The organism is Brevibacterium sediminis, from assembly GCF_024895295.1.
In the GTDB taxonomy this organism is placed as follows: Bacteria; Actinomycetota; Actinomycetes; order Actinomycetales; family Brevibacteriaceae; genus Brevibacterium; species Brevibacterium sediminis.
On record NZ_JAHQRN010000005.1, the window covers coordinates 184,120 to 196,684 of the forward strand.

A 12,565-nucleotide genomic window follows, 5' to 3' on the forward strand; every position below is an offset into this window, starting at 1 on the left:
CGGGTGGCCACCCCGAAGGAGTAAAGTGAACGCGGAAGCATCCCCCTTGAAGTTCAAAGTCAATCGCGACGTTCTCGCTGACGCTGTTGCCTGGGCGACCAAGACTCTGCCCAACCGTCCTTCCGCTCCGGTCCTCACCGGTATTCTCATCACCGCCGAAGCCGGCGGCACAGTGCGTCTGGCCGTCTTCGACTACGAAGTCTCATCCCGCGTCGAGATCGTTGCCGACGTCGCCTCCGCAGGAACGGTCCTCGTCTCCGGACGTCTGCTCGCCGACATCTCCAAGGCTCTGCCGAACCAAGAGGTCACCCTCGAACAGATCGATGCGAAGGTCGACGTGACCTGCGGATCCTCGCGCTTCTCACTCATGACGATGCCTGTGGCCGAATACCCCGCGCTGCCGCAGATCCCCGACGACTCGGGCACCGTTTCGGCCGGTGAGTTCCAGAACGCCGTCTCACAGGTCACGATCGCGACCTCGAAGGACGACACCCTGCCGATCCTCACCAGCGTGAGAGTCGAGATCGAGGGCGAGAAGGTCACGATGCTCGCCACCGACCGCTATCGTCTGGCCGTTCGCGAGTTCACCTGGAACCCGGGACGCCCCGACGTCTCGGCCGTGGCTCTGCTGCGCGGACGCACGCTCTCCGATGTCTCGAAGTCCCTCGGCGGCGATGTCACGATCGGCCTGAGCACCGATGCTGGCAAGGACCTCATCTCCTTCACCTCGGCGGGTCGAGTCACCACCTCGCTGCTCATCGAGGGCGAGTATCCGAAGGTCCGGTCGCTGTTCCCGGATTCGGTTCCGATCCATGCCATCGTCGAGACAGCCGTGCTGCGCGAAGCCGTTCGCCGCGTCTCACTCGTGGCAGAACGCAACACCCCGCTGCGCTTCGAGGTCACCGACGGCATGCTCACCCTCCACGCCGGCACCGGTGACGACGCTCAGGCCTCTGAAGCCGTCGAAGCCACCCTCCAGGGCGACGAGATCACCGTCGGCTTCAACCCGCACTACATCGCCGAAGGTCTCGCCGCTGTCGAGAGCCCGTACGTGAACTTCTCCTTCACGCAGCCGATGAAGCCGGTCATCATCTCCGGGCAGAAGGAACTCGACGGTCCTGCCGACGAGTCCTATCGCTATCTGCTCATGCCCACGCGCATCTGAATGTGGATATCCCGACTCTCCCTGCGTGACTATCGGTCGTATCCGGAACTCGACCTCGAGTTCTCACCCGGAGTCACCACATTCGTGGCCGACAATGGGACCGGGAAGACCAATATCGTCGAGGCGATCGGGTACCTCGCTCATCAGCGCTCCCATCGGGTGGCCTTCGACGCTCCGCTCGTCCTCGAGGGGCGCCCGGCCGCAACGGTGTCCGCACTGGTCAACCGGGATCAGCGGCATGCCACCGTCGAGGTGACTATCCAGGCCAAAGGTGCCAACCGGGCCCGGGTCAACCGCAATGCGGTGAAGCTCAAGGACATCCTCGGCCTCGTCTCCTGCGTCGTCTTCGCTCCCGAGGATCTCAGTCTGGTCCGCGGTGAACCGGCCGAACGCCGGTCGTGGATCGACACGCTCGTCGTGGCGCGCAATCCACGTTTCGCCTCGATCATCACGGACTTCGAACGGGCACTCAAACAGCGCAATGCTCTGCTCAAACGGCTCCGCGAGGACCGCGATCCCGGCCTCGAGGCGACACTCGACATCTGGAACATGGCCTATGCGGACTCAGCTGCCGAACTCGTCTTCGGGCGACAGCGGATCCTCGCCGATATTGTCGAACCGCTGCAGACGAACTTCGCCTATATCGCAGCCGATGCCCGGCTGGAACGGCAAGGCGCCCACATCGCCTACGATTCGCGCATCGACTACTCGCAGGCAGCATCCGCTGCCGACTGCAAGGAGCTGCTGCTGGCGGCCCTCGATCGTCGCCGCACGACTGAGATCGAGCGCGGACTGACCCTGCACGGACCCGGTCGCGATGATCTGTCCCTGATGATCGGAACCCATCCGGCGAAGGGCTACGCCTCTCACGGAGAGACCTGGTCGCTGGCGCTGGCCATGCAGCTGGCAGGTTGGGACCTGCTCTCCGCCGATGCCGGAAGCGCCGCTGAACAGCCGATCCTCGTCCTCGATGACGTCTTCGCCGAACTCGACACCGGTCGGCGTCAGCGTCTGGCGTCCAGAGTGACATCGGCTGAACAGGTCTTCATCACCGCGGCCGTCGACTCCGATCTGCCCGATGGCCTCGAAGGAATCCGGATCGACCAGTCCCGACTTCTGCAGAGCGGCGCATCATGAGCGGCATCGACCGGGACTACTCCACTCCCGTCGCCGCGCTCGAAGCCCTCGACCGAGTCCGACGGATGGAGGTGACCGAAGCGAAGTTCGTCCGCAGCCGTCGCCGTTCCCGCCTGCGCGGCGAAGCCGTCTACTCGGGGTCGGGTCGAGACGGCCGTGACCCGAAGACCGTGTCATCAGTGCTCGGGTCGCTCATCACGGACCGCGGCTGGTCGTCCTCACTCGACATCGGCAAGGTGCTCGGCCGGTGGCCCGACCTCGTCGGACCCCAGGTGGCCCAGCACGCGACGCCCGTCGACTTCTCTCCTCCCCTGCTCGTCATCGCCGCAGACTCGACGACCTGGGCGACCCAGCTGCGGGTGCTCAAACCGACGATCCTGCGCAGACTCGAGGAAGGGCTGGGTTCGGCGACGATCACCGAGATCGAGATCAAGGGGCCACAGGGACGCAGCTTCAAACGCGGTCGACGATCGGTGGCCGGCCGCGGACCCCGGGACACATTCGGGTGAAGTGGGCAGCCGCCTCGGCGAAATTCCGGGAAGAATCCCTGTATTTCTGAGAAGAACACAGAGGGCCTTAAACGGCCATAGCCGCTACCTCACCTGTCCGGGGGTACATCTGCGGCACGAAAATTCGGGAAATATGCCTTCACAGGCCGCTTACGGGCATTTCAGCGTGCGGCGCGGTAGAATGGGGAGCTGATAGCGACCATCCGAACAAGGAGTCATATGACGACCGAGGATCAGCCTCATTATGATGCCGGCGACATCACTGTTCTCGAGGGTCTCGAGGCAGTCCGGAAACGGCCCGGCATGTACATCGGTTCGACCTCGGAACGTGGTCTCCACCACCTCGTTCAGGAGATCGTCGACAACTCGGTCGACGAGGCGATGGCCGGCTACTGCGATCATATCGAGGTCACCATCCTCGCCGACGGAGGCGTCCGTGTCGCCGATGACGGCCGTGGAATGCCGGTGGCGATGCACCCGACGGAAGGCAAGCCGACCGTCGAGGTGATCCTCACGATCCTCCACGCCGGCGGTAAGTTCGGCGGCGGCGGATACGCCGTGGCAGGCGGTCTCCACGGTGTGGGTTCGACCGTCGTCAACGCATTGTCCGAACGACTCGAGGTCGAGGTCAGGCGCGACGGCTACGTGTGGACGATGGACTTCGACCGTGGTGTGCCCAACGGCGAACTGCAGCGCGGCGAAACCACCGATGAGACGGGCACGACCGTGACCTTCTGGCCGGACGGCTCGATCTTCGAGACCACGGACTTCTCCTACGAGTACCTCCGTGCGCGCTTCCAGCAGATGGCTTTCCTCAACAAGGGCCTGAAGATCAGCCTCACCGATGAGCGCCACAACGAAGTCGATGACGGCGATGTCCAGATCGACGAGGACGAGGCGACCGAGTGGAAGCCGCGCACCGTCACCTACGAGTACGCGAACGGTCTGCTCGACTATGTCGAGTACCTCAACTCGACGAAGAAGGCCGATCTCGTCCACCCTGATGTCATCGTCTTCGAAGCCGAAGAGGGCGAACAGACTCTCGCGCTCGAGATCGCGATGCAGTGGACGACGTCGTACAACGAGTCCGTCCACACCTACGCCAACGTCATCAACACCCATGAGGGCGGCACCCACGAGGAGGGCTTCCGCACGGCTCTGACCTCGCTGGTCAATGCGTATGCGAAGGACCAGAAGCTGCTGCGCGACAAGGACCCGAACCTCACCGGCGATGACATCCGCGAGGGTCTCACGGCCGTCATCTCCGTCAAGCTCGGCGATCCCCAGTTCGAGGGGCAGACGAAGACGAAGCTCGGCAACTCCGAGGTCAAGGGCTTCGTCCAGCGCGTGGTCCGCGACGAACTCGGACACTGGTTCGAGTCGAACCCGGCCCAGGCCAAGGACGTCGTGCGCAAGGCGCTGCAGGCCTCCCAGGCCCGCTTGGCCGCTCGCAAGGCTCGTGAGGCCACTCGCCGCAAGGGACTGCTCGAGTCTTCGGGTATGCCCGGCAAGCTCAAGGACTGCCAGTCGAAGGACCCGTCGATCTCTGAAGTCTTCATCGTCGAGGGTGACTCGGCCGGCGGCTCGGCGACTCAGGGCCGCAATCCGAACACTCAGGCTATCCTGCCGCTACGCGGAAAGATCCTCAACGTCGAAAAGGCTCGACTCGACCGTGCGCTGGGCAACAACGAGGTCCAGGCGATGATCACGGCCTTCGGCACCGGCATCGGTGAGGAGTTCGATCTCGAGAAGCTGCGCTATCACAAGATCGTCCTCATGGCCGACGCCGATGTCGACGGTCAGCACATCACGACCCTGCTGCTGACGCTGATCTTCCGGTACATGAAGCCGCTCATCGAGCACGGCTACGTCTACCTCGCCACCCCGCCGCTCTATCGCATCAAGTGGTCGAACGCCCCGCACCAGTTCGCCTACACCGACAAGGAACGCGACGGACTGCTCGAGACCGGGCGGGCCGCCGGCAAGCGACTGCCCAAGGATCTCGCGATCCAGCGCTACAAGGGTCTGGGCGAGATGAACTACGAGGAGCTGTGGGAGACGACGATGGATCCCGACCACCGGCTGCTCAAGCAGGTGTCGCTCGACGATGCGATCGTTGCCGACGAGATCTTCACCGTCCTCATGGGCGATGACGTGGATTCGCGTCGCCGCTTCATCCAGGAGAACGCGAAGGACGTCCGCTTCCTCGATATCTGATCGTCCGTCCTCACCGGGGCAGCCGCCTCGGTGAGGGTGGGAGACCGGATGCACCGCCCCCATTCTTTGCACGCACCAATCGCCGCCGCACACGGCTGAGATCCAGCCGGACACGGTTCGAACACAAGGGAAGAGCCCACATTGGCCGACGAGAACGATATCGGAACAGAAATCAACCGGATCGAACAGGTTGATCTCAACCTCGAGATGCAGAGGTCGTACCTCGATTACGCGATGAGCGTGATCGTCGGACGTGCCCTGCCCGACGTCCGTGACGGACTCAAGCCCGTCCACCGCCGCGTGCTCTACGCGATGTTCGACGGCGGGTATCGCCCCGACCGCAACTTCTCCAAGTGCTCGCGCGTCGTCGGCGACGTGATGGGCCAGTACCATCCGCACGGTGACACGGCGATCTACGATGCCATGGTCCGCCTCGTGCAGCCGTGGACGATGCGCTACCCGCTCGTGGCCGGTCAGGGCAACTTCGGCTCCCCGGGCGACGACGGAGCGGCCGCACCGCGTTATACCGAGTGCAAGATGGCGCCTCTGGCCATGGAGATGGTCCGGGACATCGAAGAAGGCACCGTCGACTTCCAGGACAACTACGACGGCCGCAACCAGGAACCCATGGTCCTGCCCTCCAGGTTCCCGAACCTGCTGGTCAACGGCTCGGCAGGCATCGCCGTGGGTATGGCCACGAACATTCCTCCCCACAACCTGCGTGAGGTCGCCCAGGGCGCACAGTGGCTGCTGTCCCACCCGGAGGCGAGCAAGGAAGAGGCGCTCGAGGCCCTCCTCGGCATCGTCAAGGGACCCGACTTCCCGATGGGCGCGACGGTCCTCGGTCGCAAGGGCATCGAGGACACCTACCGCACCGGTCGCGGATCGATCACCCAGCGCGCCGTCGTCGAGGTCGAAGAGATCCAGGGCCGGACCTGCCTCGTCGTCACTCAGTTGCCGTACATGGTCAACCCGGACACCCTGGCTGCGAAGATCGCCTCCTACGTCAAGGACGGCAAGGTCGCCGGCATCGCCGACCTGCGCGACGAGTCCTCGGGCCGCACCGGTCAGCGCCTGGTCATCGTGCTCAAGCGCGATGCCGTGGCCAAGGTCGTGCTCAACAACCTGTACAAGCACACGTCGCTGCAGGAGAACTTCTCCGCGAACATGCTGGCCCTCGTCGACAGCGTGCCGCGCACGCTGAGCATCGACTCCTTCCTGCGTCTGTGGGTCAAGCACCAGATCGAAGTGATCGTCCGTCGCACGCAGTTCCGTCTGCGCAAGGCCGAAGAACGCGCGCATATCCTGCGCGGCTACCTCAAGGCCCTCGACGCCCTCGACGAGGTCATCGCCCTGATCCGCCGCTCCCCGTCCTCGGACGAGGCGCGGAGCGGACTGATGGAGCTGCTCGAGGTCGACGAACTCCAGGCCAATGCGATCCTCGACCTGCAGCTGCGCCGACTGGCCGCACTGGAGCGACTGAAGATCCAGGAAGAGGCCGAGAAGATCGAGCAGCAGATCGCCGAGTACAACCACATCCTGGCAACCCCGGCTCGCCAGCGTGAGATCGTGTCCGAGGAACTCGACGAGATCGTCGAGCGCTACGGTGACGATCGCCGGACGAAGATCCTCGCCGGATTCGACGGTGATGTGTCCATGGAGGACCTCATCCCCGAGGAAGAGGTCGTCGTCACGATCACCCGCGGCGGTTACGCGAAGCGGACCCAGACTCACCTCTACCGGGCCCAGCACCGTGGCGGCAAGGGCATCAAGGGCGCGGCACTGCGCGGCGACGACGTCGTCGAACAGTTCTTCGTCACCTCGACCCACAACTGGCTGCTGTTCTTCACGAACACCGGTCGCGTGTACCGGGCGAAGGCCTATGAGCTGCCCGAAGGCTCACGGGACGCCAAGGGCCAACACGTAGCGAACCTGCTCGCCCTCCAACCAGGTGAGACGATCGCACAGGTGCTGTCGATCCGGGACTACGAAGTAGCCGACTTCCTCATCCTCGCCACTCGTTCCGGTGTGGTGAAGAAGACCCGCCTGAGCGAGTACGACTCGAACCGCACCGGCGGTGTCATCGCCATAAACCTGCGCGAATACAAGGGTCAGCCCGATGAGCTGGTCTCGGCCCGCATCGTCGGTGCTGAGGATCACCTGCTGCTGATCTCGCGCAAGGGCATGTCGATCCGCTTCGCCGCCGATGACGAGTCGATCCGTCCCCTGGGCCGAGTCACCGGTGGCGTCACAGGTATGAAGTTCAAGGACGACGACGAGCTGCTCACGATGGACGTCGTTCGGCCGGACACCTACGTCTTCGTCGTCACGGAAGCCGGGTTCGCCAAGCGCACCCCGGTCGACGAGTACCGTCTGCAGGGGCGCGGCGGTCTGGGAATCCGGGTTGCGAAGATCACCGAACAGCGCGGAGACTTGGTAGGCGGACTCATCGTCGAAGACGGTGAGGAGGTCCTCGTGGTCATGGAGCGCGGTAAGATCGTTCGGTCGAGCATCGATGAAGTTCCGGCGAAGGGACGCAACACCATGGGTGTGGTGTTCGCGAAACCGGATAAGAAAGATCGTATTATCGCAGTGACCCGTGGGCCCGAAGCCGAGGTCGAAGACGAGATCGAAAGCGAAGACGATGCCGAAGTCCCGGAAGGTGAGGTCGCAGAGCCTCAGACCGGCAACGAGGATGTGGAAGAGTGAGCGATAGCAAACAGCCAGGCTCAGGCAAGATCATACGCACGTCGAGCGGCTCGACCCGTCTGACGGCCGGATCGTCGAAGTCGGACGACAAGTCGGCTGCGGCAAGCGGTTCAGGCTCGAACTCCGGGTCGGGAACCGGCGCGAAACAGGGATCCGGCCCCGGTCGCGGCTCTTCGGGACCGAACAGCCAGAACGCCACCGTCGTCGCACCTCCCGCTCCGAAGGCCTCGCCGAAGCCCAACCGGGCACCCTCGGCGGGCTCGACGCCGTCGGCACACACCGGATCTCAGGGATCGGGTGCTCAGACCGGTTCGCAGGGATCCGGCGCACCGACTTCCGGTTCACAGGGATCGGGCTCCCAGGGATCGGGCGGCGGCAACCGCGGCGCCACCTCGGTGATGGGAAATGCCGCGAACACCGTCCGCGCGAGCTCCGGCAGCGTGAAGATGGGTGTGAAGAACATGGTCGACAGCGGGAAGGGCAAGAAGAAAAAGGGCCCCCGCACCGTCCGCCTCACCGTCTCCGCGGTCGACCCGTGGTCGGTCATGAAGATGTCGTTCCTCATGTCCGTGGCGATCGGCATCGCCACGATCGTCGCCTTCATCGTCCTGTGGGTCGTGCTGCAGGCGACCGGTGTGATGAGCGGCCTCGAATCGACGATGAGCGAGCTCGCCGGCGCAGAGTCGGCCGAGCGGATCGTCGGCATCTTCGGCTTCGGCCGAGTCGTCGCGGCCGGCTTCATCATCGCGGTCATCAACATCGTGCTGATGACGGCGCTGTCGACGCTTGCGGCCTTCATCTACAACATCGGCTCCCTCATCGCCGGCGGATTCAGCCTCACCCTCACCGACGACTAATTGCTACCTGACGGCGGCCCAGCAACCTCGCGCGAGGTTGCTGGGCCGCCGTCAGGTAGTTCTGGGAGGGTGTGAGAGGGGTCACTGGGCGTCGATTTGTGTTTAGCTGCGGTCGATGGGTATTGTTTTACTTCGGGTTCACCCGATGAGGGCCTATAGCTCAGGCGGTTAGAGCGCTTCGCTGATAACGAAGAGGTCCCTGGTTCAAGTCCAGGTAGGCCCACGTCCTGTCACAACAGGATTTCCTTTCGAGGAGGATCATGAGAAGATGGATTCTCAGCGGTCTCACGTTAGTGGGACTGGGAGTGTTCTTCGGGTGGCGGCACCAGAACCAGAGTGCCCAAGCCGAATGGTCCGAACACACCGACTCGGTGTGAGGGTGTGAACCCGTTTCGGGGGTATGGCGCAATTGGTAGCGCATCTGCTTTGCAAGCAGAGGGTTAGGGGTTCGAGTCCCCTTACCTCCACTCGAGTAGTTTTGAGACAGCACTCGTAGAACGAAGGCTCCGAACCAATGTGGTTCGGAGCCTTCGTCATTGCGAAAACCTATCAGGCGCGCCAGTAGCCCAAGTAGCCGTCGATGAGGCCGTCATAGGTGTGCAGGCTGCGGTCGCCGTTGAAGTTCTGGTGCCACACCTGGCCTTCGTAGTAGATGCCGATGTGACCGTAGGCTGTGGTGTTGTCGCCGTCTCCCCAGACGAGGATGTCGCCGTTCTTGAACTTCTGGTCGGTGTGCCAGGTGAAGCCGTTCGCCTTCATCTTGTCACCGCCGGAGCCGCCTGCCTGATAGTCGACGGCGTTGCCCCACGCTCCGTGGTCGACGCCGTGGACCTCTTCGAGGGCCCGGGAGATGAGGCTGACGCATTCTCCCTGGTAGCCGCCCTGCGAGTTCGCCAGCGACTGGCCCTTGTAGTGCTTGAGGAAGTCTCCGATGTTCGAGAACTTCTTCTCCGCCTCCGGGCTCGCCGAGGCGGTGCCGGAGTCCGCAGCCGAGTTCTCGGCTGCGGCGGAGGCGGCTCCCGCGGAAGCGGCGGGCGGTGCCGCCGGCTGGGCGGCGGAGGCGATCGAACTGGAGCCGAGCACGGCGGCTCCGGCGATCATCGCAGCTGTCATGGTCTTCGTGGTGACGTTCTTCAGAGTCATTCTCATCCGTTCGTTCCGCTTGACTGTGTGACTGGTAGTGACTTTCCAGGAGACGATCCGCCTCGGTGACGGGTCGTCTCCTCTGCCGACGTTAACAGCGCTTAAGTGAACATCCGATACGTCGAATCGAAGAGAGTGTGAACTCCGCCGCGACATCGATGCCGGCCGCCTCCGTCTGCAGTGTTTCCATGAGACCTCTGCTGAGCCCGATTTCACCGCGGTGGATGGCGGCCGCGGTCGCCATCGGCATTGCGGTGGCAATGGGCGGCTGTTCAGCGAACGCTTCGCCGCCATCGACGATGCCGACCTCAGGAGCTCCCTCGCTGCCGACGTCAGGAACCTTCGACTACCAGCTCGGCGGATCCTATGACTCGCTGCCGGATTCGCGGGGCCGCATCGATATCGTCGTCCGCGACGCGAGTGCCGCGCCGCTGACCGGGGCCTACTCCGTCTGCTACGTCAACGGCTTCCAGACCCAACCTGACGAAGCTGCGGACTGGCGCGACCACGCTGACCTGCTGCTCCACGATGCCGTCGGTGACCTGGTCGTCGACCCGGATTGGCCTGACGAACACATCCTCGACCCCTCGACCGCAGACCGACGATCCCAGATCCTCGATGTCATCGGACCCGTCATCGACGGCTGCGCCGAATCCGGATTCGACGCCGTGGAGATCGACAATCTCGACACGGCCGACCGATTCCCCGACATCGACCGAACCGGTGCCCTGGAACTCGCGGCCGCGTATGTCGACCGTGCCCACGCCCATGGTCTGTCGGTCGCACAGAAGAACGCCGCCGAGCTCGCCGACACCGCGCATTCTCAGCTCGGCTTCGACTTCGCCGTGGCCGAGGAATGCGCCGCCTTCGACGAATGCACTGCGTACACCGAGATCTACGGCGATCGTGTCCTCGCCATCGAATATCCCGACACCCTCGCCGAGGCGGGGCTGGACTTCGCCGCCGCCTGCACCGTCCCGGATCGTCCGCCGCTGATGATCCTGCGCGACCGCGATCTCGTCGCCGCAGGCGATCATGGGTACCGATACGACACCTGCTGAGGAGACCGAGCGAGCAGTGACGAAGATCGCCGCGATTTCGGGTTCTCCCCACTGTCGGAGGTATTCGGGAATACGTTAGTCTGAGATGCTGTTGACACTTTCGTCTGCGCGTCGATTCGGCATCTGCGTGCGACCTCCGCCCACATCCCGGGCCCCTCAGACACATCCGAACGGAGCACCGTCTTGTCCAGCGACAGCTCACCCGCACACGCGCAGACACAGCATAACGACACCATCGACCCCGCCGGTATGAAGGTCATCTGGCTGCTGTTGGTGGCTGCCTTCGTGGCCATTCTCAATGAGACGACGATGGCCATCGCCATTCCCGAACTCAACAAGGCCCTCGACATCCCTCCGGAGCTCGGCCAGTGGCTGACCAGCGCTTTCATGCTCACCATGGCCGTCGTCATTCCGACGACCGGTTTCCTCCTGCAGCGTTTCACCACCCGCCAGATCTTCCTGGCCGCGATGATCCTGTTCTCTGCGGGCACGCTCATCTGCCTCGTTTCGCAGGGCTTCCTGCTGCTCCTCATCGGACGGATCGTCCAAGCCGCAGGAACCGGCATCATGATGCCCCTGCTGATGACCACGATGATGAACGTGGTCCCGGCGCATTCGCGCGGTCGGATGATGGGTCGAGTCGGCCTTGTCATCTCGCTGGCCCCGGCCATCGGACCGACGATGTCGGGCATCGTCCTCGATTCGCTGGGCTGGCGCTGGCTCTTCGGCATCATCCTGCCCATCGCGCTCATCGCACTGGCACTCGGCGCGAAGTGGATGACCAACCTCGGCGAGTCGACGCACGCCCCGATCGATGTCATCTCCATCGTTCTGTCCGTCTTCGCCTTCGGCGGCATCGTCTATGGCCTCAGCCAGTTCGGCGGAGGCCACGGCGGTGAGGCGGGCGGCGGATCGACGAGCACCCTGGCCTGGGCGACGATCGGCGGCGGAGTCGTCTTCCTCGCGCTCTTCGTGTGGCGTCAGCTCGTCCTGCAGAAGGGCGATCGCGCCCTACTCGACCTGCGTGTGTTCAATTCGCGGAACTACGTCTTCTCGGTCATCATCATGGCCGTCGTCGCCCTGTCCATGTTCGGCACGTTCTCCCTGCTGCCGCTGTACCTGCAGAGCGTCGTCGGACTCGGTGCCACCCAGTCCGGTCTCGTACTTCTGCCCGGTTCGGTGATCATGGGTCTGCTCGGACCGGTGATGGGTCGGATCTACGACGCCCGCGGACCGAAGACGCTCCTCGTGCCCGGCACGATCATGATCGCGTCCTCGATGTTCGCGTATTCGACGGCCGGCGTGGGAACGCCGATCTGGCTGCTCATCATCGTCCAGATCGTCATGTCATTGGGCCTGGCCGCATCGTTCACCCCGCTGTTCTCCGCCTCGCTGGGATCGCTGGAGCGCCACCTGTACTCCCATGGTTCGGCAGCGCTCAACACCCTGCAGCAGGTCGCGGGAGCTGCCGGCACCGCGCTGCTCATCTCGATCTACTCCGCGGCCCTGCACTCGGGTCAGGCGGAGGGCAAGTCCGTCCCCGAGGCGGGTGCCCCCGGCGGTCACGCCGCGTTCCTGTTGGCGACGGTCATCGCGATCGTCCCGATCGTCCTCGCGTTCTTCATCCGCAAGCCGGAGGACCAGGAAGAGTACCCCGCCGAGGTGGTCGAACCGACCGAGGCCAGCCCCGCCGAATGACGGTCGGCCCCGCCGAATAAAGGTCGGCCCATGACAGCGGCCGACTGAGGCACATCGAACCCCTCGTTC

9 protein-coding genes and 2 tRNA genes are annotated in these 12,565 nt (G+C 64.0%); 10 read left to right on the top strand and 1 reads right to left on the bottom strand.

Annotation, left to right across the window (positions count from 1 at the left end; translation table 11 throughout):
• The first annotated feature begins 25 nt into the window (after nucleotides 1-25).
• From dnaN to KTJ89_RS13145, 8 genes are all read left to right on the top strand, one after another.
• A complete protein-coding gene (dnaN, locus tag KTJ89_RS13110; RefSeq protein ID WP_172173149.1) occupies nucleotides 26-1,165 on the top strand; it encodes a DNA polymerase III subunit beta in 1,140 nt (379 codons plus the stop codon).
• A complete protein-coding gene (gene recF, locus KTJ89_RS13115) occupies nucleotides 1,166-2,302 on the top strand; it encodes a DNA replication/repair protein RecF (protein ID WP_172173137.1) in 1,137 nt (378 codons plus the stop codon).
• Complete coding sequence (locus tag KTJ89_RS13120) at nucleotides 2,299-2,811, top strand: DciA family protein (RefSeq protein WP_101546518.1); 513 nt, start codon at nucleotides 2,299-2,301, stop codon at nucleotides 2,809-2,811. Before recF ends, KTJ89_RS13120 begins: the two co-directional genes overlap by 4 nt.
• A gap of 219 nt (nucleotides 2,812-3,030) precedes the next feature.
• Nucleotides 3,031-5,028, top strand: coding sequence for a DNA topoisomerase (ATP-hydrolyzing) subunit B (gene gyrB, locus KTJ89_RS13125; protein ID WP_172173135.1), 1,998 nt, complete (start codon nucleotides 3,031-3,033; stop codon nucleotides 5,026-5,028).
• 141 nt (nucleotides 5,029-5,169) lie between these two features.
• Nucleotides 5,170-7,737, top strand: a complete 2,568-nt coding sequence (gene gyrA / locus KTJ89_RS13130) for a DNA gyrase subunit A (RefSeq protein WP_139467609.1) — start codon at nucleotides 5,170-5,172, stop codon at nucleotides 7,735-7,737.
• Nucleotides 7,734-8,594 (top strand): DUF3566 domain-containing protein, encoded by an 861-nt coding sequence (locus KTJ89_RS13135; protein WP_229664213.1) that lies wholly within the window; start codon nucleotides 7,734-7,736, stop codon nucleotides 8,592-8,594. Before gyrA ends, KTJ89_RS13135 begins: the two co-directional genes overlap by 4 nt.
• Before the next feature lie 149 nt (nucleotides 8,595-8,743).
• Nucleotides 8,744-8,817, top strand: a tRNA-Ile gene (locus tag KTJ89_RS13140).
• A gap of 171 nt (nucleotides 8,818-8,988) precedes the next feature.
• Nucleotides 8,989-9,061 (top strand) — tRNA-Ala (locus KTJ89_RS13145).
• An 82-nt stretch (nucleotides 9,062-9,143) separates the two neighbouring features.
• Here the strand turns inward: KTJ89_RS13145 and KTJ89_RS13150 are convergent.
• Entirely contained in the window at nucleotides 9,144-9,737 is a 594-nt protein-coding gene (locus tag KTJ89_RS13150) for a CHAP domain-containing protein (protein WP_172173133.1), read from the bottom strand.
• Nucleotides 9,738-9,925: 188 nt separating this feature from the next.
• Here KTJ89_RS13150 and KTJ89_RS13155 point away from each other — a divergent pair, with 188 nt between their 5' ends.
• Both KTJ89_RS13155 and KTJ89_RS13160 read left to right on the top strand, forming a co-directional pair.
• Complete coding sequence (locus tag KTJ89_RS13155) at nucleotides 9,926-10,798, top strand: endo alpha-1,4 polygalactosaminidase (RefSeq protein ID WP_216657147.1); 873 nt, start codon at nucleotides 9,926-9,928, stop codon at nucleotides 10,796-10,798.
• A gap of 249 nt (nucleotides 10,799-11,047) precedes the next feature.
• Nucleotides 11,048-12,496, top strand: a complete 1,449-nt coding sequence (locus tag KTJ89_RS13160; RefSeq protein ID WP_172173512.1) for an MDR family MFS transporter — start codon at nucleotides 11,048-11,050, stop codon at nucleotides 12,494-12,496.
• Nucleotides 12,497-12,565: the final 69 nt, after the last annotated feature.